We start from the raw sequence: 19077 nt of genomic DNA, 5'->3' as shown, positions 1-19077 counted from the left end.
ACTGGAGAAAGTAAGACGCCGGAATATTTAGCGGTTTCGGTTCGGAAACCCTTATTATCGCTCTGCTCATTATCCCTATAAGTGAGAACCATGCGCCTCGTCCTCAAGCCCCTCTTCGACGTTGAACTCCCGTCCGGCTTTGAGGAGATCATCCGTTCAAAACTAACTGGGAGGGAAGTGAAGACTGATGAGACAGTTGAGATAGACCTCCTTGGAAAGTCCCTAGCATTCAAGGTCGTCCTTGCAGACCCAAATCCGATGAAGGTTTCGAAGAACACAAGGATCGAGATAACGAGGAGCGAGGTGAAAGAGATAACCCTTGAATTCGATGAAAAAGTCAGAGAAGTGCTCCCTTCTCGAAGGGCCTTGTCATTGTCGTGGGGGATGGGGTTCGAATCTACAACTGGGACGGGCAAAAGATTTATAGCAGGGAGTTCGATGAACTGAAGGAAGTTAGGGTAGCAGAAGATAAGGTGGTGGTACTCCATGGGAGCAAAGTCACAATCATTGAGCCTTGAGGGCTTCACCTTCGAGGAAAGCTGGGAGGAGAAGAGAAAGAGGGCCGAGAAGATAGTCGAAATCCTGATGAAAACCCATCCGAGGGAGAAGCTCCTCATCGGCGACCCCTATCGAACGCTCGTCCACTGCATAATCTCCCAGAGGATGAGGGATGAGGTTACCTATCGCGTCTGGGAGGAGCTTTTCAGGAGATACAAGGACATCAAGACGATAGCCAGCACTCCCGTCGAGGATATGCAGGAATTTTTGAGAAAGCAGGGGGTCGGTCTCTGGAAGACGAAGGGCGAGTGGATAGTAAAGGCCTCTCAGCTAATCCTTGAGAAATACGATGGGAAGGTGCCTGATGAGGTTCATGAGCTCATGAAGCTTCCGGGGATCGGGAGGAAGTGTGCGAACATAGTTCTGGCCTACGGCTTCGGAAGGCAGGCGATCCCCGTTGACACCCACGTTAACAGGATAAGCAAAAGGTTGGGCCTGGCTCCTCCGCGCGTTGCCCCTGAAAAGGTCGAGGAATACCTCACGGAGCTGATTCCAAAGGAGAAGTGGATCTACGTCAACCACGCGATGGTCGACCACGGGAGGAGCATCTGCAGGCCGATAAACCCGAAGTGCGAAGAATGCCCCCTGAAAGAGCTCTGCCCCTACGCGAAGGGGCTCGTAAAGGACGAAGACATAAAGGGGAGCGGGAAGAAAAAGAAAACCGCTCAGTCCTGAGCCTCTTCCATTTTTATGTCGGTTATCTTCACGTGGAGGTAGAGTGAGCCTCCGCCCATGCCGCTTATCGAGGCCACTATCTCGATCGGGAATGGAAGCTCCTTGGCGATGAGGGTGTAGCCGTTGGCCGGGAGCGCGCTCATGAAGCTCCCGCTCCAGGTGACGTTGTAGAGGTTGAAGTCCATTCCCGAGAAGCTGACGGTTCCGTCAGAGGAAACTGTGTAGCCGTTCCCGTTCGATGAGAGGTCGCTCACGTCAACGACGTCGCCGTAGATGCCGCCTGAGAAGCCGTTGTAAACATCCCATATCTGATCGAGGGGGTTCTGGGTTATCACTGCGCCGCAGTTCATATCACCGTTCATGTTTCCGCTCGCGTCGTAGGTGTAGGAACAGCTCGGCCCCTGCACGGTGTACTTTTCAAAGCTGGAGCCGCTTTCAATCAGCTCGAAAACGGAGGGAACCCAGAGAACCCAGCCGGTGTACTCTCCTATGTTGTTGGTGTAGACCTTGAAGGTGTAGGTTGAGCCGTCGTCCATTCTAACCACCGCGTAGGCAACGTAGCTCCCGTCGGTTTCGTTGTAGCCGCGCTCCATCGTGTAGTGGACTTCTTCTCCAGCCGTCTTGTACGTTATGTCGTAGCTCACGCCTTTGATCACGTATGCAGTGTCGCCGATGGCTATCGGCTCCGAGGCGTCCCAGGCTCTCTTCCAGTTCTCAGGCTGGGTCTGCGTCTGGGTGGTCGTGGTTGTTGTGATGGTTGTTGTGGTTGTAGTTTCCGTGTGCGTCGGCGTCCAGGTTGATTCTGGCTCCTCAACCTGACCAAAGCTTTCTGAGAGCTTTATGTCCTCAAGTTCTAGACTCGCGGATATCTGGCCGCTGGCACCTTCGGAATAGCCAGCGAAGGATCCTGCTATCTTCACAGGAACAGGGAGTTCCGGGGATATCTTTGCTGAGCCGTTGCCCTTGACTGTTCCGGCGCTCCAGCTCCACTCCACATCAGCAGTCCAGAAGGAGTAGCCGCCGATGTGAACGGTGCCGTCGGGGGTTATGCGGTAGCTGTAGCCGATCCCCATGAAGCCCTCGTTGTAGCTTCCGCCGGTTCTCAGATCCCTCTCTGAGATATCTCCCCAGAGCGGTACCATGACCATCGACATCCAGTAGGCGTAAATGGGGACTCCGGCGAGGGTGTTCATGACCTCTGAATCGCCCTCGGTATAGGGCATCTCCGAGTAGTGGCCGAGAGAAGCCGGGTTCGTCCAGAGGTAGTGGGAGTCGCCGTACTTAACCTCGATGCCAACGGTTGAGCCCTGAATAAGGGCCGCGAAGTTAGGCATCGGGGCGAGGAAGTACTGATCCGTCTCGGGGCTGAAGTCCTTCACCCAAATCCTGTACTCTACTGGATACTGAAGCTCCGGATCCTGGATGGGGGTTATCCTGCCCCAGTACTCGAAGACCTGAACCTCTCCGAGGTCTTTCTTTCCCCCGTTCGAACCGGTTGCGTAGAGGTGGATGTTGTTGTAGCCTCTAGACTTCTCTATTTCGTACGTCCCACTTCCTTCGCTCCCGCTCACGCTCACCCTGTACTTGACGTAGGTTACCCAGTACTCCTTCCCGTTGAGAGCGACCTTCACCGTGGAGTTCCAGGGACTCCAGTACTCTGGACGGGAGGCGCTCGTTGTGGTCGAATGGCTCTGACTCTGAGTCGATGTGCCCCCACCATGGGGGGAGCTTTGGGTGGAAGTTCCTCCGCCGTAGGAGGAGCTCTGGGAGCTCGATTCACTTTCCGAAGCACTGGAGGAAGTGTTGCTTCCTCCACCACCGCCACCCATACAGCCGCTGGCAACCACCCCCAGGAGGAGAATGGCCACCAGCAGAAGACCGGGCAAAATCTTTCTTCTTTTCATTCCAAAACCTCCTAACTTTCTCCCTTGGGAAGATTGGCCTTATACAGCCAGTACTTCCCGTATTCATCTGAGACGAGCATGACCTTTCCATCGTCGCTGAGCTTTACTGAACTGCCAGGAGCATTAATTTTGAAGACCTCGTGGAAGTCCATTAGAGAGTAGCAAATGAGGAAGTCGTCCTTCCGCATCACAACGAATTTCTCGTTGGCGAACTCCGGAAAGCCGGGAAGGGTTCTCACCTCCGTAAGGTTCCACGTGAGAACCGAGGTGTCTTCAAGGGGTTCGTTTCTGAAGATGTACTTTCCAGTTGGAATGAGAGTCCTCATCTTGAAGGGATAGCCCTCCTTTTCGGCAAGTAATGTTCCGTTGAGGTCGTAGATCTTGAGATAATTCCCCTCGCTAGCTATGAGTTTGTCCCCATAAGCTATGACGTTGCTCGTGTTGAGGCCCAAAATCCTCGAGCCCTCCTTGAAGATCAGTGCGCTGTCTCCCCTCGTGAGCACCACCACGCCCGTATCTGAAACCCCCGTTAGGACGTACTCATCTCCCTTAAGCGAGATCTTAACCCCGTCGCAGTAGAGCTCCTGTTTCCCAGCGTCCGGCGTTACAAGGTAGCAGAGGTGGTTTCCGCTCGGGGAGCGGACTATCTGGTCTGGCATGCTCCCATCCCAGCCGTGTCTCTCCTCCCCGACCTTTCCATCCCAGGAGTACTTCCTGACCCCGACGAACTCCTCGTATTTGGCCAAAACGTAGGCGACACCATCTTTGATCGCCACTCCGGAGATCGTTGGCTGGACCATCTCCCCTTCCCAGATCTTGAAAGCCGTGCTCTCTCCGCTTGGTTTCACAAGGTAAATAATACCGTTGTTCCAATCTATTGCGGCCCCAAGACTACCTTCGGGGTTCAAATCCATGAATGGGACCCCCACTGTGGAGACGTTCCAGACGAGCGTCATGTTCCAAGTTTCGGGTTTTTGGGGTGTGGCAGTCGTTGTGCTGGATGAGGCGGTAGTTTCGGAGGTTGCGGGGGCGGTTTCAGGGGTTGTAGTAGTGGGAGGGGTGGTCGTTGTCTCCTGATGGGGAATAGAAGTCGTCGAAGATTTGGAGGATGAGCTCTCACTTGTAGTTATCTTTGAGGAAGCTGTCTGATTTTGGGATATGCAGGCACTTGAAACGAGGATCAGTGAGAGGGCTAGAACAAAAAGAAAGCGCCTCATCCACTCTCCCTCTCCAGCTTTATATCCTCAAGCTTGATGTATGCGTAGATAACGGTTGTTTTTCCGGACTTCTCGTCCTTGTAGGAGTAGTGGCCCTCTCCCTGGACCAGGAGTGGCAGGTAGGGGGAGAACTTACCGCTCCCGCTCAGGGAGACGTTTTCAGAGGCTCCGGCATAGCTCCAGCTGTAGTCGATGAGAAGGAACTCGTGTCCCCCGTACTCGGCCGTTCCGTCTGGGGAGGTGCTCCAAGTTATAGTGTGGCCCCGCATATCATCCCAAACACCGCTGTGGGGCTGTAGGAGGTTGAGAGTGCTCCATTCGTACCAGAAGCCCATGCTTATTGTGGCCACCCAGCCGAGGTAGACGTTGCCGAGGTCGTCGCTTATCTGGCTTAGCACGTGGGACTCGTCGGATAAGTATGGGAACAGCCCCCGCTGGAATGCAGACGGGTTTGTTACCAGGGCCTCGGCCCCTCTGTATTCGATTCTAAACCCCACGAAAGTACTGTTGCCTCCGTACGGGGACATGGAGGACAACCACAGGATGTTCCAGGGGTAGATAAACGTGTCATTGAGCAGGATCGTTGACCACACGGTTATCGTTACGGGCTCTGTTATTGATTTCGCGTTTATCGGGGTTATTTTGGTCTTGTAGGCGTAGACCTCATGCTCCCCAACGTCGACCTTATTCCCCGTCATGTCCGTTCCGTACACGCGGACGTTTTCCTTGCCGAGCCACTTTTCGACCTCGTACTCGTAAACCGGGGCGCTCTGGTTGGGCTGTACCTTGCAGTGGTACTTGTAGTAGGTTATCCAGTAGGTTTCCCCATCCAAGGTGACGGGAGCGTAGCTCCAGGGGTTGTTCCAGCGGGCCTCCTCTGCGGGCGTTGCGGTGGTCGTGGTTGTTGATGTCGTTGTAGTTGTGGTCGTAGTCGATGAAGATGTAGTCGTTGTGGAGGAGTGAGTGATCGTTGAGGTTGTAACGGTTGAGCCGCTTGAAGTCGTCGTTGTGGTGGAACTTTCTGAGCTTTCCGTTATGGGTATTGTGGTCCCAGAGGAACTGGTTGAGGTGGTCACTGTGGATGAAGTAGTGGTCGTGGGAGCTGTCGTATGAGCTGTGGTTGAGTAGGTCGTTGTTCTTGAAGTGGTGGAATAGGCCGATGAGCCTTCAGTCGTGGTTGTATATGATGTACTGCTTTCGTGCGAACTCGTGGTGGAAGGGCCGCCGGAACCGCTCATACAGCCGCTCGTGATGACTAACCCTGAAATCAGAAAGAGAAGAATCAGCAATGAAATTTTCCTCATATCTATCCCTCCTCAACCCCAAAAGAACTAAAGGGGCTTCTCTCTGGTATAATACGTACTCCGTCCTATTAAAGATTTCCCAAAACTTCAAAATGGATTGTAGTTTTTCGAAAACCGTCTAATCGGTGAGAAGTCGGTAAATTCTGATTCTTTCCGGAAGAATTCACCAAGGGTTGTGGGCCGGAACTCCCTCCCAGCGTAGGCGGCCAGGTCGAAAACCCCTTTAACTGCATCAATTATGGCTGTGTCGGCGGTTGCAACGTTTTCAAAGGATTTGAGCTCGAAATCCGGGTTTCTAGCTAATCTAACTTCACCAGACACCCCAAATCTCTGGAGGATCTCTTCTGTTGTTTTCCTTATTTCACCGCTCTTCGGGATGTTCTTGCCGTAGAGGAAGATCGCTTCAGAGACTTTCAGTCGGAAGAGTGCCTCGACAGTCATTTCGATGACTTCGGAGGTTCTTTCATTCAGTCGGTACTTTCCCTGATACTTCAAGTCCCTCACCAGGCCGTCTTCGCAGAGTATCGCCTCCCCATCTCTGAGGGATTCCAGGGTTATGAGGACGTTGAAGCCGTCTATGGCCAGCGGTTTCCCGGCGAGCTCCTCAGGCTTCAGGAGCTTCCTCCGTACCTCATCGATCCATGCGTCAGGGAAGACGCACCTCGCCAGGAGGTACCTTCCCCTCAGAGGGAGTCGGTAGTGATCCCCAACGAACTTCAGGGCGCTCTTCTTGGGGTAGCCTCTGTTGAGGAGATATTTTAAATCGCGATAAGCGTCAAGGAGGGACATGAAAAAGAATAGGGTGGAAGGATTAAAAGCCTTTAGACGATCTTCTCGAATATCTCCCCGTCGGCACCGGTGTGTATTCTGAGCCTAACCCTTCCGCTGAGGAGCGAACTCTTGACCTTCTTCGTCAGTATCTCGTCAACCTGGAAGATTCCGGCAGGGTGCTTCATCCAGATTTCAATGAGTATCGGCTCTTCCTCGTTCCCTTCCTTTATCTCGACCCTCTCTATGGCGAGGGCCGAGACTGCGTGGATGTCCACCTTGTCCTTCTTATATATGAGCCGGCTCCTTCCAGCTTCCATGTCACAGCCGTCCGCTATCGTCACCAGCGAGCCTTCAATGGTCGTGCACGGCACGTGCTCGTCGTGGGTGTAGATGGCGTTGAGGGTTAGAGCCTTGAGGAGGAGGGGATCCCTCTTTTCAAACTCGCTGACAAGCTTCTCTATTATTGGCTCCGCCAGGAAGACGCTGAACTGGTAGTGGGGGCTCCTGTGTATCATGTTGCCGATGTCGTGGAAGAGCGCGCCGAAGGCAACGATGAACTTGCTCCAGCGGAATGGTTTTCCGAGCTTTTCAGCGGTCGTCTGGATGCCGAACTTCCTGATTATCCTCAGAAGCTCAAGGGCCCTCCTCGTCGTCAGGAGAACGTGAACCGGCCCGTGGTCGTTGAAGCCGTAGACGTTGAGCACGATGTAGTTAGTGGTGTCGAAGTAGTATTGGTACTCCCTGAAAGCCCTCTCGTACATCTTGAAGAGCTCGTCATCGTTCATAAGCTCGCGGATTTCATTCAGGAGGTTCTCTTCCGTGTACATTTTCTCACCCCCTATTCTCCAGGCTGGAGAAGATCGGGTTTTAAGGGTTTTGAACGGAACGGTGAATAAAATGAGCTGCCAAGTGGGCTGAGTAGGCACTGAAATCCAAAAACTCAGCTCATTCAAGCATCCCCTCAAGCTCAAGTATCTTCTTCGAGCGGAGGTACACAACTGGAACGCCCCTCTCGCGGAGCCTTCTCTTAAGTCCCTTGTCGTTCGTGCAGACTATAACCCGCTCGTTTTCCACCGCGAAATCAAATATCTGATCGTCTATCGGTCTCTCGCCGAAGCGGCCGACTTCTACAACATCGAACCTCTCGGCAAGCTTCTTCGCCATCCTCACTGCCATCAGATCCCTACCGCGGGATTTTCTTTCTATGACGCTCAGCTCGTCGAGGACAACGTTTGGAACGATCACCCTGAACTTAACGTCCAGAACCCTTTGAAGCTCGCCGATTATGTCAACGCCAAACTGGCCCGGGACAAGGAGAAAGTTCGTGTCTGGGACAACCAGCCACTCTCTTCTCCGCCTTTCGCCCATAAAAACCACCAGAATTGAAAATAGGGAAGAAATCACTCCTTTATGAAGCCGTAGCCGATGAGTCTCCACCTGCTCCCGACCTGTCTGCTTATGGCGACCCTATCCCCCGGCTCGGCACAGACAGGGATCTGGAGCTTGAGCTCGACCTCGTCCTTTCCGAGGCCTGTAACTAGACCCATCGTCCTCGCTGTACCGACGTTGAGGAGGAGCACCTCGCGTCTCTTTATCGGCTCTACCTTCAGCTCTTCCTCGGTTCCTACCACCCTCTCGAGCAGGTGAACCTCGAGCCTGAGATCGTCCCACACCGGCGGGAGCTTTCCGGGCTTTCCGACGACGTTTCCCGCCATCAAGTCGCCCTTGGTTAGGAACGGGTCGAGCTTGGTTCCGACACCCACGAGACCACCGGGGTAGGCCTCTTCAACGAACCTTCCACCGGCCTGGAGGGAGGTTATCTCAGTCGTTATCGGCTCGTAGCGTATCCTCCCGTGGTCTTCGTATGGAACACCGGGCCTTATCTCGATCTCATCGCCAACCTTGAGCTTGCCCTGGATTATCGAGCCTCCGATGACGCCTCCAATGAGCTTCTCGGGCGTGGTTCCGGGCTTGTTGACGTCGAAGCTCCTCAGAACGAGCATCTTGGGTGGCTTGTTTAGGTCGTGCTTTGGGGTGGGTATGAACTCCTCTATGGCCGCCAGAAGAACGTCAACATTCGCCCCGTGAAGGGCAGAAATCGGTATTATCGGGGCGTTCTCGGCCACGGTCCCCTTCACGAACTCCTTGATTTCATTGTAGCGCTCCATAACCTTCTCCCTGTCAACGAGCTCGATCTTGTTGAGGGCTATGACTATGTTCTTGTTGCCTACGATCTGGAGGGCCATGAGGTGCTCCCGGGTCTGGGGCATTATTCCCTCGTTGGCGGCTATAACGAGAACTGCACCGTCCATGAGAGAAGCGCCTGCGAGCATCGTCGTCATAAGTGCCTCGTGGCCGGGTGCGTCTATGAAAGAAACGCGCCTCTCGAACTCGGTCTCGTGGCCGCAGTAGGGACAGACTGGAGAGCTCGAATACCTGCCGCAGTTCGGGCACTTCCTTATCTCAGCATCGGCGAAGCCTATCTTTATTGTGATGCCCCTCCTCAGCTCTTCGCTGTGGGTGTCAGTCCAGATTCCGGTCAGGGCCTTTGTGAGTGTTGTTTTACCATGATCAACGTGACCGACCATCCCTATGTTAACCTCAGCCTGCTTAAACTCCTTCTTCTTTGCCATTTCCTCTCACCCTTAACCATAGAAAGCGGGGTCGTTTATTAAGGTTATCTTTTTCTCCAGACCGTACTCCACGGCGGGGCGTGGTTTACCAGAAGAGGGAGAAAAAAGGAAATGAAAACCAGCCTGCGGTTCACCAGTTCACTTCGTACTCGAAGGTAACGCTCCGGGACTCCCCGGCTGGAACGTTCAGGACGAACTCTACGTACTGGCTTGTATCGTCGCTTGGCTTAATCGTTGAGCTCAGGACCTTTCCCCGGTACTTGTAGTGCCTGACGATGACCGTCTTGTCCTCGTCCCCGAAGTTTTCCACGGTTATCTGGATCTTGTATTTGGCCCAGCGGTCACTGTGCTCGTAGTTCAGTACTTTTGTCGTGCCCTTGAGGTCGTACTCCTTTCCAATACCTATCCTAACGGTATCTCCCTTGGGCGTGTGCTCTATGTGGCTTTCCCCGATGAGCACTGTTCCCTCACCGCTCTCGCGGTATATCTCAACAACTCCAGCTGGAAGAACTTTGTCCGTCTTGAAGGATATTGACTCGTAGACGTCTCCCTCTCTGTTGTAGTTCCAGCTCTCGTAGAGGTACTCCCTCTTAACGCTGAGCTCGGTAGATATGTAGGGGATCATCATAGTGCTCGCGGGCTTTATGTCAACTGCACCGAGGGGGTAGGTGTAGAAGGGTTCGAGCTTCACCGGTTCTTGGATGTTAGCTTCTCCAGCGCTCTCTTTGGCCGCGACCTCGTAAACGTACCTCGGCGAGACATCCCTGTAGAAGTGAACGTCGCCAGAGACCAGAACCACCTTCGCGTTTTCGTATTCCCTCGAGGTGGGGTTCTTCATAACGATGTACCCAACGAGCTTCGCCGTGTTGTCACCTAGGTAGAGCTTGTACCTCGTTCCCCAGCTCATCCCCGAGACGCGGTAGGTTATCTCAACGGGGTACTTGCCCTCCTTCTCCGCTAGGAAGCTGGCGTAGACGCCTCCTTTCTTCTCTATGCGCGATGCCTTGAAATAGACCAGCTCCCCTGGGTTAACGGCGTAGAGGCCGTCGGTCCCCTGGATTATCAGCTTTCCGTCCTTAAGGCCGAGGAACTTCCCGCTTATAACGTCCCCGTTTGACGTCTTAACTTCAACGTCACTCCCGACGTTGGAGTCGTAGATGTTCTCACTCGACTCGGCGCTGTAGAGTCCAAGGAACTGGACGCTTGAATTCAACGGCCTCACCGTTATCTCCTCAACGTTTAGTCCCGCCAGCTCCTCGAGCGGTATCTTGTTCATTCCCTTCTCAAGGCTGAGGTTCAGAACCCTGCTGACGACCCCCAGGTTAGCCGAATCGTAGAGGGCCACTGTTGTGTCGGCCTTTGCTGCCCTCGTTCTCTCGGTTCCAGAGAGGGCCACCATCAATATTATGATCACGACCGCTCCCGCGGCCAGCTTCCATAGCCTTCGCATGGTTATCACCAGAGTTACTACGGCGGGAAACTACTTATACCCCCACCATAGCTTCAACCATGGTTGAAGTGTTGCCTTTCTGTGGGTTGGCAAATGGAAACCCTTTTAACGGGCCCCGAGCATTCACAACTGTCAGGCTTACGAGGTGATTGATATGGACAGGATCGCAAAGGCTAAGGAAATAATTGAGAAGGCCAAGGCCGAAAACAGGCCGCTCGTTGAGCCGGAGGCCAAGGAGATACTCAAGCTCTACGGCGTTCCGGTTCCGGAATTTAAGGTCGCCACCAACGAGGAAGAGGCCGTTCAGTTCGCCAAGGAGATCGGCTACCCGGTCGTCATGAAGATCGTTTCCCCGCAGATCATCCACAAGAGCGACGCAGGTGGAGTTAAGGTCAACATCAAGAGCGACGAGGAGGCGAGGGAAGCCTTCAGGACCATAATGGAGAACGCCAAGAACTACAAGCCGGACGCTGACCTCTGGGGCGTCATAATCTACAGGATGCTCCCGCTCGGAAAGGAGGTCATCGTCGGTATGATACGCGACCCGCAGTTCGGCCCGGCCATCATGTTCGGTCTCGGTGGCATCTTCGTCGAGATACTCAAGGACGTCAGCTTCCGCGTTGCTCCGATAAGCAAGGACGAAGCCCTCGACATGATAAAGGAGATCAAGGCCTACCCGATTCTGGCCGGAGCGCGCGGTGAGAAGCCGGTCGACATCGAGGCCCTCGCTGACATCATCACCAAGGTCGGCGAGCTCGCCCTTGAGCTTCCGGAGATCAAGGAGCTCGACATCAACCCGATCTTCGCCTACGAGGACTCGGCCGTTGCCGTTGATGCTAGAATGCTTCTCTGAAGCTTCCCTTCTTTATCGATTTCCCTTTCTGCTTCCCTCAAACTTTCTCTTAAAACTCAAATTTTGAGAAAATCGGCCTCAGAGACCGGCTGTTTTCAGAACGAGCCACCAGAATATATCGCCCCACAGGAGGGCTATCAGGAAGCCTAGGAATATGCTGGGGGCGAAGGGCATTGATTTCTTCCTTAAAAAGCGGTTTTCCAGCTTGCCCTCAGCGACCAGGGCCTTTAACCTCTCTATCTGCTCTTTCGAGAGACCCTCGGCCGTTGGGGACGCTATCACTTCTCCCCTTGCCCTGGAGGAAAGCGCTTCCATGTTTCCTGAGAGGAGGGCCTTTTTCAGGGCTTCAAAGAAGCCCGTTCTGTCCCTCACGACCTCGCCGTTGTCGATGTATATAGTCTCACCGAGTATGTCCCATTCCTCAAGCTCCTCCACAGGAACCTCCTCTATGAAGGCCTCCTCCCTTAGGACTTTCACGATTGAGAAGAACACCTTGAAGGTGTAGAGCACAACCATTAGCTTGACAAAACTGTACACGGCACTCTCTCCCGCCAGATAGACGAGGTATCCCAGGGATGCCGCTCCGATTACATCCCCAACGCGCTTCCATTTCCCAAGGACGAATATAACGGCCAGCGTTAGGAGGTATCCAACAGCGGGGTGAAGGGTTATTCCTGCAGTCCTGTTAAGAAGAACCACCAGGGCTATTCCCCCCATGATCCAGAGCGAGACTTCAACGGTGAGGACGATCTTTTCCGAGAAAACCTCCTTGAGTCTCTTCATTTTCCTCCTGACTATCAAAATCCCGAGGGCGTAGAATATCAGGAACGGGAAGATGGCCAGGATGCTGTTGAAGAGTATCGCCAGGGGATAGAGGGGGTAGCTGGATTCGTAGGGTGCAACCACCTTCGCATAGCTGAGGGGGTATGGAAGGAGGGCTGAGAAAGCCGCCAGGACGAGAACATCACCGGAAGCCCAGGCTCCGGCGTAGTAGAGGACTATTCCGAGGATGAATCCCATGATCAAGCCTATAACTCCTGAAATCGCCAGCACGTAATCCCCATTGCGGAGGCCGAGGTATAGGTAGAGGAGTATTCCAGCCTCCACAGCGGGCACGGGGATTTTAACCAGCCACTCCGGAAGTCCGGTCTCGTCTTCATCCTCCATTCCTTTGGCCTTCTCTATAAGCGCCAGAAGTGGGAAAACGTGGTTGTCAAATATGAAGCCGGTTTTGAGATCCGTGTAGGATGTTATAATCCCCGCAATCGATCCAACGATCAGGATAATCCAGAAGTAGGGTTCCACGCTACCACTCCCCGATGGTTCTTCAGAGGTTTTCCATTATCTCCTTCCTGACGTTGCTTGTGTAGTCGCCTATGTTCTGCTGGAGATCCTTTGTAGCGTCGAGGACGACCTTGATCGCGACCGCCACGAGCACCAGCGCAGCGGCTAGCATGAAGAGGTATTCCAGGGCGCTCTGTCCCCTCCTCACCCCTGGCATTTTTTTTACTCCAGGCATCTCTATCAGCTCCAGTGTAAATTCGGCTCGATTAGATTTAAAAGTTTCCCTGAGATGAGATGGACGGGTGTGAAAATGAGGGTTTACAGACTCAGGGTTCGTGAGGAATACCTAGACTTCATAAAATCGGGGGAGAAGAGGATAGAGGTTCGCGTGGCCTACCCCGCCCTGAGGAATATCAAAGAGGGTGACAGGATAATCTTCAACGACGAAGTTCCAGCCGTGGTAACGGGGGTGAAGAAGTACGAAACCTTCCGCCAGGTTTTGCGTGAGGAGCCCATAAAGAAGATCTTCCCAGACGAGCCGAGCTTTGAGAGCGCGGTAAAGCGCTTCCACGGGATATACCCCAAATGGAAGGAGAACAGGTATGGCGTGATAGCGATACGGTTCAAGCTCCTCGGTGGTGGGAAATGAAGCACCTTGAGTTCGATGGGAGGTACGCGGAGGCGATACTGAGGGGGAAGAAGAGGGCTACCGTGAGGCTCGGGAGAAAGCCGAACCTCAAGCCCGGGGACGAGGTTCTGATACACTCCGGCGGCTACGCCATAGGAAAAGCGGTCATCGAGAGGGTGGAGAGCAAAACTGTTGCGGAGCTTACTGACGAAGACGCTTTCCTCGATGGTTTCTCCGGAAGGGAAGAGCTCGTGAATGCCCTGAAAAGTCATTACAAGTACGTGAACGACGACTCCCCCGCCCACGTTGTAGTTTTCAGATTGATTGAGAAGTTTGAGAAGCCCGTCACCAGCTCCGACTACGCCTACGAGGGAAACCTGCCCCTGGAGATAGCGGAGAATGCCCTGAAGTACCTCGACCTTCCCGAGGAGGACAGAAAGCTCATAGAGCTCTTCCTTAAAGCGGGGAGTCTGAGAAAAGCCGCCTACAGACTCGGCGGGCTGAACAAGAGGTACCTCATCAGGGACGCCCTGAGAAGGGCTTATGAGGCGCTTAAGGCAAAGGGCATCATGGGCCCAAAGGTTTGAAGGGATTTTAAAGGGCCAGCCTCTCTTTTATCAGCTTTAGAAGTTCCCCAAAGGCCTTTCCGATAGCTTCTTTGTTCCGGTAGGGATGAAGGACGTCTTCATCGAAGTTTTCCTTCAGGATTCTGACGGCCTCTTCAATGGTGAGCACCCCTTCGAGCCATGCGTAGGCCATTATTGCCTCTGCTATGTCCCCCTTTCCGTGCTTGTCGGTTCTCGGCGGTATCACGTGTTTCAGTCCCGCCCTCTCCATCGCTATCGCGAGGGCCGCGTTGGGAACCCTCCCGCCGGCCGGTTTTCCGGTGAAGTCGCTCAGGGCAAGGGAGAACACAAAGTTCGCAAGGGAATCCCCCAGCGTGGCCAGTCCCTTGTCCCTGAAGTCCCTGGGGTAGCTCACCTTCAATTCGACCTCCAACTGGGGCACCTCCAGCGTTCGAAGACGAGGGATAGCATCCAAGTCAGCCAGGCGAAGAGTAGCATCGTGAAGACCATTGAGAGCACTATGAACGGCCCGACGTCGAAGATCATGAGGGTGTGTCTGTCTATTAACTTTACCATCTCCCAATTGGGGTGTTCGATGTGAACGTGGAACCAGAAGCTCGTGGGGAATGCTATCGGCCAGATGGTAGGCGGAATCGTGGTGAGGAACGCAACAGCCCTGGACGGCCAGTCCAGCTCCGGAAGGGCTAGAGCAACGAGAGCTATGAGGGGGAGCATATACTGGGTGTTCACCCTCCAGTACGTCAGAACGAAAGCCGCGTAGGCAAGGGCGGTGGAGATCCTGAGGTTCCTGAGCCCGCTGTGGATAAAGAACACCACGATTAGGGCGGGAAGCGCGAAGTAGATCCAGTGCTTCATGTAGAACAGTGTGTTTACCCCTGTTTTGTCGTGTATGAAAGTTAGGAGTGCGACGAGGCCGTTGAGGTTGTACGTTACCGGGTAGGTGTAGTCTGGCTTCATTCCTTTGAGGAGATCGTGTAGCCCCATAAGGGAACCGGGCTTCAGGAGGAATGGAACGAAGGGCAGGAGAAGGCCGGAGAGGAAGTAGGCAAAATCCCGACCCCAGGACTTAATATCCCTCCACTGGGGCAGGAACGCGTCCCACAGAACTATCAAAGCCGGGAAGAGGAGGGTGTGCTTCACAGCGAGGCTGAATCCGATGAGGCCGTATCCGAGGTTCTTCCTTCCCCGCTCGATGGAGTAAATGCCTAGGAGGAATGGCAGAACTGCCAGGCCGTCGAACATGCCGTAGATCGAGGAGACGTAAACGACCATAGGGTTGAGGATGTAGAAGGCGGAAGCTATAACGGCTCCCCACTCGGATTTTTTCCTGATCATCGCGTAGAGCAGAACCGCTATGCTGAGGTCGGCCAGGATGAAGAGCGATTTCACCGCGAGGATCCACGACCTTGAGACGAAGACGTGGTAGCCGTTTGAGTCCCAGAAGAACCTGACGGCCCCTTTACCAACCATTAACCTGAGAAAGGCCAGCAGATATGCCAGAACAGGACCGTAAACGTAGGGCCAGTTGTAGGGCCACCCTTCAGTTTTCCACTGGTTCCCTGAGGCGTAGGCGTAGAAGTCGAGGGGGTGCCTGAGCATGGTTCCGCCAAAGCCGTAGAACTGTGGTATGTCGCTTCCACTTGAGTATGGGGCGAGGTAAAGCCTGATCCAGAGGCCGATGAGGAGAACAGCCGCGAGAACCTGCACAGGTCTCTTCGAAAGGGTTTTCCTCATCTGATTCAAGTTTTCATTGATGAAATGGCCTTGTCCCATTTACCTCTCCCTGTGGGAGTACCCATAATCCTTTAAAAGAATTTCGGATGGTAGTGGGTAGGAAGGGGTCACCCTTCCGTTACTTCCTTCCAGGCTTCAAGAACCGCCCTGGCCCTGTCGAATATCTTCTGGGCGGCTTTCTCAAGGGCCTCTTCGGGGCTTTCGCTTCCGTCGGTCGTGATCTTGAAGCGCGGCTTCCTCGCCATGAGAACCGGGTGGTCTATAGCGTAGGCCGCGAACTTAACGTGCTCGTCCTCGTGGAGGGTCTCAACGAGCAGGTTGGCGAAGGTGTGATCCTCCCCCTCAAGATAGAACTCAAAGGTGTTCCCTTCCCTCTTGATGACCTCAATCTTCACCGTTATCACCCCTCAGATGATTCAGGACTGCTTCAAGGGCCTGCTCCTTGTTCTTTATGAGTTCGTATTTAAACTTATCCTCCTTCCACTCGGCCACTCCGAGGTCGACGAGGAGGTCGATGACTTCCTCTGGATCGAGCCCAAAGGCCGCGGAGACGGGCAAGATGACCTCCCTTATCTGCCTCGTTGTCTGAAGGGATATCTCAGCCAAAGCCTCTCCCAGCTTTCTCACCAGAGACACTATCTCCTCCCAGGGGGCGGAGGTTATGAGCTCTCCTCTGGACTCGTCGAACTCGGCACTCTCCCCGAGGAGTTCAAGGCTTTTCATAAGAACTGGGAGGGAAACGCTGGTTCCTGCGTCGCGGAAGAGATCATCCGGATAGTAGTGATACATGCCCCTCCTGTCCGGATAGAGCTTTGCCCTGACCCTGTTGTGTATTGCGTGGATTTTTCCTAGTGCCTCTTTGATCTCGTCCTTGGTTCCCTGGACGTTTATCTTGAGCGAGTCGAGCTTTCCGTGGACGTAGATGAAGGCCGGAACGTTCAGCCTCTCCAGCTCCCTCATGAACTCCTCCTTTTCCCTGTCGTCCTTCACGTGTATCGTTATCACCCGCTTTGCCCTCGCCATTCAGATCACCAGCTTTCTGTAGAGCGTTGAGAGCTTCCGGGTTTCCACGTTCCCGCACTTGGGACATACGAGCTGGTTGCCCCTTCTGACGAGTGGGGTTCTGCAGCGGGAGCAGAACGCGTAGACAACGCCCAGATCCGGAGCCTTCGTTGTGAGCTGGATTGGGCTCTTCTCGTTCGCAATCACCTTGGCCCTGACTATATCCCCCACCTTAAACTCCTTGCTCAGATCCTCGACGAAGCCGTTCTTTACCTGGGAAACATGGATTCCGGCCAGCTTCGATGTCGCGATATCCCTGTCCTTCCTTCCCTCTATGGTGAGGAGCTGGACGATGACCGCCTGCGGCTTCACCTCAAGTACCTGCGCTATCACAACGTCCCCCACTTTGGGAAGAGGCGGTACATCCGTGACGGGTTCAACGTGGATCTCCATTCTCTCAGGATCGATCCTTACTTTACCGGCTCTGGTGGCTATGAGCTCACCGTTCTCTTCCTTGACCCCTTCCCCGGGTAGGTACTCCTCTATTACGCCCAGGTAATCTCCCGGGAGAACTACGTCCCCATCTTTAGCGGGTTTTTTGGCTTCCACTCTCCCACCTCCGTGAAAATTCCAGCGGGGATTTTTTAAGTCTTTGCCAGCACGCGATAACCTTAAATCGAGGGAAGCCAATCTAGAAACATGTTCGGTGAGCACGAACTTAGAACCAAGTTCATAAAAATCGGAAGCACTAAAATTCATCTCCTTGAGGCCTCCCCCGGGTTGGTAAGGTACCGGAGGGAAAACGTTGAAAAGCTGATAAAAACTAGAGACGGTGAAAAACTCAAGGTTCTTCCCGCACCCGCAGTTGGCTACGGCGTGAGGCTTCTCATGGTAAAACTTCGCGAGCCAATCGTTATACCCCCAAAGGATTCCCTCTCCGGGTTCATCGATGTTCCCATGGAAGTCGAGGTGAAGGTTGGTGGAACTACCATCGACAGGTTCCACGTTTCTAGGGAGAAGTACGCGCTCTACGGCACGATTGAGGCCGGGGCCATCGCGAGATACCACGTGGGGAACTTTGGGATTGATGAGCCCGACTCGATTGGGGTACTCAGGGTGGTTATCTCAAACCCGTCCGCGGAATGGAAGACCTTGGAAAAACTCGTAATGCCCATATGGAACTCCACAATGTACTACTCCCCTGAGAGAGCGTACTATCCCCTGACCGTTGTTACGCTGAAAAACCACATTCCCGAGGTCAACAACACCGGGAAGGCCCCCAAAGAGGGCCTCATCCCTGTGGGACCGGGCGATGCGCTTCCCAACTTTCTGATGAGGTGGTGAGGATGAACCCGGTGAACGCAACTAACACCACGGCCGCAGTGTCCGCATGGGATAGATCGCTGTTCCTCAACATAACCCCAAAGGGCATCGCCGAGGCAGTGGCCATAATGGCTGCCGCGTACATATTCGCCCGGTTTCTAAAGTACTACATTCTCAAGCTATCGCGGGAAACAAACTATGTCTGGATATTCAACGAGGACACCGCCGGAACCCTTTACAACATGACGATCTTCGTCGCCCTCGTCTACGCGGTCAAGGCCCTTGGGCTTTCCTTCGAGGTCGGCGGCGTTGAGATAAGCACGCTCCTTACGGCTCTGCTCGTCTTCTACTTCAGCTACCTCCTGGCAAAGAAGTCAAGGGACTACATGGTAATGCGCACCCCACCCGATAAACTCCCGGAGACTCAAATAAAGGCCAAGCTTTTCTACTACACCGTCGTCACTATAGCCTTTTTCATAGCCCTCGATATAGCCGGACTCAGCGGCAGGCTCTCGACGGTTATAGCTGCGGCCGGCATAACAGGTATCGTTCTCGGTTTCTCGGCTCAGACGGTTATTGCGAACTTCATCTCAGGCGTTTTCATGTACTTCGACAAGCCCCTCAAGATAGGGGATGCGGTCAGGATAGGGGATTTCGAGGGAATAGTTACTGACATAAGGATTCTCTCGACGAGGATAAGGCGCTGGGACGGAACCCTCGTCAGGATTCCAAACGAGAAGCTCTTCAACAGCGAGATCGTAAACCTCCAGAAATACCCAGCGAGGAGGGCTGAGATAACGGTTGGAATAGCCTACAAAGAGGATGCCCAGAGGGCAATAGACGCCATCATGAAAGTGCTCGATGAGGAACCCATAGTTTTAGCCGAGCCCGATCCCAGAGTTTATGTGAGCGAGCTCGCCGACAGCTCCGTGAACATAACGATCTGGGCGTGGGTTCCCAGTACTCTCTGGGTAGGGCAGAACCTCCTGCGCTCCAAGTATCATCTCCTTCAGAGGATAAAGGAGGCTCTAGACAGGGAGGGTATAGAGATACCGTTCCCGCAGAGGGTCAACTGGTTCGCCGAGCCGTTGAGAATAAAGATCGAGGGGGAACGCGAAAGTTAATTCCCCCTCAAGCAGATTTATAAGCCGGAG

Annotated in this window: 24 protein-coding genes; 9 read left to right on the top strand and 15 right to left on the bottom strand. The window is 53.9% G+C overall.

What is annotated here, in order from left to right; translation table 11 throughout:
* Nucleotides 1-90 precede the first annotated feature (90 nt).
* Genes A3L09_RS07225 through A3L09_RS07220 form a run of 3 tightly spaced genes read left to right on the top strand, consistent with a single transcriptional unit; the run spans nt 91 to nt 1233 of the window.
* Nucleotides 91-447: a hypothetical protein gene (locus tag A3L09_RS07225; protein WP_335755359.1), complete on the top strand. Its 357-nt coding sequence runs from the start codon at nt 91-93 to the stop codon at nt 445-447.
* Entirely contained in the window at nt 396-518 is a 123-nt protein-coding gene (locus tag A3L09_RS11115) for a DUF6849 domain-containing protein (protein WP_335755358.1), read from the top strand. Before A3L09_RS07225 ends, A3L09_RS11115 begins: the two co-directional genes overlap by 52 nt.
* Nucleotides 487-1233 carry an endonuclease III domain-containing protein gene (locus A3L09_RS07220; protein ID WP_088858311.1) on the top strand — a complete coding sequence of 249 codons (747 nt, stop codon included), beginning with the start codon at nt 487-489 and terminating at the stop codon, nt 1231-1233. Before A3L09_RS11115 ends, A3L09_RS07220 begins: the two co-directional genes overlap by 32 nt.
* On the opposite strand, the gene A3L09_RS07215 is transcribed toward A3L09_RS07220, so the two are convergent.
* Together A3L09_RS07215 and A3L09_RS07210 are read right to left on the bottom strand one after the other, a co-directional pair.
* Nucleotides 1224-3137 carry a hypothetical protein gene (locus tag A3L09_RS07215; protein ID WP_088858310.1) on the bottom strand — a complete coding sequence of 638 codons (1914 nt, stop codon included), beginning with the start codon at nt 3135-3137 and terminating at the stop codon, nt 1224-1226. The genes A3L09_RS07220 and A3L09_RS07215 overlap by 10 nt on opposite strands.
* An 11-nt stretch (nt 3138-3148) precedes the next feature.
* Entirely contained in the window at nt 3149-3937 is a 789-nt protein-coding gene (locus A3L09_RS07210; protein ID WP_232473498.1) for a hypothetical protein, read from the bottom strand.
* 112 nt (nt 3938-4049) lie between these two features.
* Here A3L09_RS07210 and A3L09_RS10950 point away from each other — a divergent pair, with 112 nt between their 5' ends.
* The gene (locus tag A3L09_RS10950) at nt 4050-4214 is read left to right on the top strand and encodes a hypothetical protein (protein WP_198362307.1); all 165 of its coding nucleotides are present in this window, start codon (nt 4050-4052) and stop codon (nt 4212-4214) included.
* Between the two features lie 136 nt (nt 4215-4350).
* Here the strand turns inward: A3L09_RS10950 and A3L09_RS10900 are convergent, their stop codons facing one another.
* From A3L09_RS10900 to A3L09_RS07180, 6 genes are all read right to left on the bottom strand, one after another.
* The gene (locus A3L09_RS10900) at nt 4351-5658 is read right to left on the bottom strand and encodes a hypothetical protein (protein WP_157727215.1); all 1308 of its coding nucleotides are present in this window, start codon (nt 5656-5658) and stop codon (nt 4351-4353) included.
* 87 nt (nt 5659-5745) lie between these two features.
* Nucleotides 5746-6447, bottom strand: a complete 702-nt coding sequence (locus A3L09_RS07200; RefSeq protein WP_088858308.1) for a DUF434 domain-containing protein — start codon at nt 6445-6447, stop codon at nt 5746-5748.
* Nucleotides 6448-6479: 32 nt separating this feature from the next.
* Nucleotides 6480-7256: an HD domain-containing protein gene (locus A3L09_RS07195; RefSeq protein ID WP_088858307.1), complete on the bottom strand. Its 777-nt coding sequence runs from the start codon at nt 7254-7256 to the stop codon at nt 6480-6482.
* A gap of 118 nt (nt 7257-7374) precedes the next feature.
* Nucleotides 7375-7797, bottom strand: a complete 423-nt coding sequence (locus tag A3L09_RS07190) for a PIN domain-containing protein (RefSeq protein WP_088858306.1) — start codon at nt 7795-7797, stop codon at nt 7375-7377.
* Nucleotides 7798-7829: 32 nt separating this feature from the next.
* Entirely contained in the window at nt 7830-9062 is a 1233-nt protein-coding gene (eif2g, locus tag A3L09_RS07185) for a translation initiation factor IF-2 subunit gamma (protein WP_088858305.1), read from the bottom strand.
* Between the two features lie 130 nt (nt 9063-9192).
* On the bottom strand, nt 9193-10512 hold the full coding sequence (locus tag A3L09_RS07180; protein ID WP_088858304.1) for a DUF4139 domain-containing protein: 1320 nt from the start codon (nt 10510-10512) through the stop codon (nt 9193-9195).
* Between the two features lie 154 nt (nt 10513-10666).
* Here A3L09_RS07180 and A3L09_RS07175 point away from each other — a divergent pair, with 154 nt between their 5' ends.
* A complete protein-coding gene (locus A3L09_RS07175; protein ID WP_088858303.1) occupies nt 10667-11365 on the top strand; it encodes an acetate--CoA ligase family protein in 699 nt (232 codons plus the stop codon).
* Between the two features lie 78 nt (nt 11366-11443).
* Here the strand turns inward: A3L09_RS07175 and A3L09_RS07170 are convergent, their stop codons facing one another.
* Together A3L09_RS07170 and A3L09_RS07165 are read right to left on the bottom strand one after the other, a co-directional pair.
* The gene (locus tag A3L09_RS07170; protein WP_088858302.1) at nt 11444-12670 is read right to left on the bottom strand and encodes an A24 family peptidase C-terminal domain-containing protein; all 1227 of its coding nucleotides are present in this window, start codon (nt 12668-12670) and stop codon (nt 11444-11446) included.
* Nucleotides 12671-12692: 22 nt separating this feature from the next.
* Nucleotides 12693-12884 (bottom strand): class III signal peptide-containing protein, encoded by a 192-nt coding sequence (locus tag A3L09_RS07165; RefSeq protein WP_232473497.1) that lies wholly within the window; start codon nt 12882-12884, stop codon nt 12693-12695.
* A gap of 75 nt (nt 12885-12959) precedes the next feature.
* Between A3L09_RS07165 and A3L09_RS07160 the strand changes: the two genes are divergently transcribed.
* Both A3L09_RS07160 and A3L09_RS07155 read left to right on the top strand, forming a co-directional pair.
* Entirely contained in the window at nt 12960-13298 is a 339-nt protein-coding gene (locus tag A3L09_RS07160) for an ASCH domain-containing protein (protein WP_088858301.1), read from the top strand.
* Nucleotides 13295-13864 carry an ASCH domain-containing protein gene (locus A3L09_RS07155; RefSeq protein WP_088858300.1) on the top strand — a complete coding sequence of 190 codons (570 nt, stop codon included), beginning with the start codon at nt 13295-13297 and terminating at the stop codon, nt 13862-13864. The genes A3L09_RS07160 and A3L09_RS07155 overlap by 4 nt, the downstream gene beginning before the upstream one ends.
* Nucleotides 13865-13871: 7 nt before the next feature.
* Here A3L09_RS07155 and A3L09_RS07150 read toward each other — a convergent pair whose 3' ends face one another.
* From A3L09_RS07150 to A3L09_RS07130, 5 genes are all read right to left on the bottom strand, one after another.
* Entirely contained in the window at nt 13872-14258 is a 387-nt protein-coding gene (locus A3L09_RS07150; RefSeq protein ID WP_088859020.1) for a ribonuclease III family protein, read from the bottom strand.
* 2 nt (nt 14259-14260) lie between these two features.
* Nucleotides 14261-15598 carry a hypothetical protein gene (locus A3L09_RS07145; protein ID WP_157727214.1) on the bottom strand — a complete coding sequence of 446 codons (1338 nt, stop codon included), beginning with the start codon at nt 15596-15598 and terminating at the stop codon, nt 14261-14263.
* Between the two features lie 107 nt (nt 15599-15705).
* Nucleotides 15706-15993: a DNA-directed RNA polymerase subunit L gene (locus tag A3L09_RS07140; protein WP_088858298.1), complete on the bottom strand. Its 288-nt coding sequence runs from the start codon at nt 15991-15993 to the stop codon at nt 15706-15708.
* Nucleotides 15983-16621 carry a DUF2067 family protein gene (locus tag A3L09_RS07135; protein ID WP_088858297.1) on the bottom strand — a complete coding sequence of 213 codons (639 nt, stop codon included), beginning with the start codon at nt 16619-16621 and terminating at the stop codon, nt 15983-15985. Before A3L09_RS07135 ends, A3L09_RS07140 begins: the two co-directional genes overlap by 11 nt.
* Nucleotides 16622-17209: an exosome complex RNA-binding protein Csl4 gene (locus A3L09_RS07130; protein ID WP_088858296.1), complete on the bottom strand. Its 588-nt coding sequence runs from the start codon at nt 17207-17209 to the stop codon at nt 16622-16624.
* Nucleotides 17210-17299: 90 nt separating this feature from the next.
* On the opposite strand from A3L09_RS07130, the gene A3L09_RS07125 reads away from it, so the two are divergent.
* Together A3L09_RS07125 and A3L09_RS07120 are read left to right on the top strand one after the other, a co-directional pair.
* Entirely contained in the window at nt 17300-17944 is a 645-nt protein-coding gene (locus tag A3L09_RS07125) for a DUF432 domain-containing protein (protein ID WP_088858295.1), read from the top strand.
* A gap of 2 nt (nt 17945-17946) precedes the next feature.
* Nucleotides 17947-19047 carry a mechanosensitive ion channel family protein gene (locus A3L09_RS07120; protein WP_088858294.1) on the top strand — a complete coding sequence of 367 codons (1101 nt, stop codon included), beginning with the start codon at nt 17947-17949 and terminating at the stop codon, nt 19045-19047.
* Nucleotides 19048-19077: the final 30 nt, after the last annotated feature.

Origin of the sequence: Thermococcus profundus, assembly GCF_002214585.1 — an archaeon.
Taxonomy (GTDB): Archaea; Methanobacteriota_B; Thermococci; order Thermococcales; family Thermococcaceae; genus Thermococcus; species Thermococcus profundus.
This window is presented reverse-complemented; position numbering and strand designations above follow the sequence as displayed.

Excerpts from the sequence above, each read along its gene's own strand:
- A3L09_RS07225 (WP_335755359.1), top strand. The coding sequence starts at position 91 with ATGCGCCTCGTCCTCAAGCCCCTCTTCGACGTTGAACTCCCGTCCGGC.
- A3L09_RS07220 (WP_088858311.1), top strand. The coding sequence starts at position 487 with ATGGGAGCAAAGTCACAATCATTGAGCCTTGAGGGCTTCACCTTCGAG.
- A3L09_RS07215 (WP_088858310.1), bottom strand. The coding sequence starts at position 3,137 with ATGAAAAGAAGAAAGATTTTGCCCGGTCTTCTGCTGGTGGCCATTCTC.
- A3L09_RS07210 (WP_232473498.1), bottom strand. The coding sequence starts at position 3,937 with ATGGTCCAGCCAACGATCTCCGGAGTGGCGATCAAAGATGGTGTCGCC.
- A3L09_RS10950 (WP_198362307.1), top strand. The coding sequence starts at position 4,050 with ATGAATGGGACCCCCACTGTGGAGACGTTCCAGACGAGCGTCATGTTC.
- A3L09_RS10900 (WP_157727215.1), bottom strand. The coding sequence starts at position 5,658 with ATGAGGAAAATTTCATTGCTGATTCTTCTCTTTCTGATTTCAGGGTTA.
- A3L09_RS07200 (WP_088858308.1), bottom strand. The coding sequence starts at position 6,447 with ATGTCCCTCCTTGACGCTTATCGCGATTTAAAATATCTCCTCAACAGA.
- A3L09_RS07195 (WP_088858307.1), bottom strand. The coding sequence starts at position 7,256 with ATGTACACGGAAGAGAACCTCCTGAATGAAATCCGCGAGCTTATGAAC.
- A3L09_RS07190 (WP_088858306.1), bottom strand. The coding sequence starts at position 7,797 with ATGGGCGAAAGGCGGAGAAGAGAGTGGCTGGTTGTCCCAGACACGAAC.
- eif2g (WP_088858305.1), bottom strand. The coding sequence starts at position 9,062 with ATGGCAAAGAAGAAGGAGTTTAAGCAGGCTGAGGTTAACATAGGGATG.
- A3L09_RS07180 (WP_088858304.1), bottom strand. The coding sequence starts at position 10,512 with ATGCGAAGGCTATGGAAGCTGGCCGCGGGAGCGGTCGTGATCATAATA.
- A3L09_RS07175 (WP_088858303.1), top strand. The coding sequence starts at position 10,667 with ATGGACAGGATCGCAAAGGCTAAGGAAATAATTGAGAAGGCCAAGGCC.
- A3L09_RS07165 (WP_232473497.1), bottom strand. The coding sequence starts at position 12,884 with ATGCCTGGAGTAAAAAAAATGCCAGGGGTGAGGAGGGGACAGAGCGCC.
- A3L09_RS07160 (WP_088858301.1), top strand. The coding sequence starts at position 12,960 with ATGAGGGTTTACAGACTCAGGGTTCGTGAGGAATACCTAGACTTCATA.
- A3L09_RS07155 (WP_088858300.1), top strand. The coding sequence starts at position 13,295 with ATGAAGCACCTTGAGTTCGATGGGAGGTACGCGGAGGCGATACTGAGG.
- A3L09_RS07145 (WP_157727214.1), bottom strand. The coding sequence starts at position 15,598 with ATGAGGAAAACCCTTTCGAAGAGACCTGTGCAGGTTCTCGCGGCTGTT.
- A3L09_RS07135 (WP_088858297.1), bottom strand. The coding sequence starts at position 16,621 with ATGGCGAGGGCAAAGCGGGTGATAACGATACACGTGAAGGACGACAGG.
- A3L09_RS07125 (WP_088858295.1), top strand. The coding sequence starts at position 17,300 with ATGTTCGGTGAGCACGAACTTAGAACCAAGTTCATAAAAATCGGAAGC.
- A3L09_RS07120 (WP_088858294.1), top strand. The coding sequence starts at position 17,947 with ATGAACCCGGTGAACGCAACTAACACCACGGCCGCAGTGTCCGCATGG.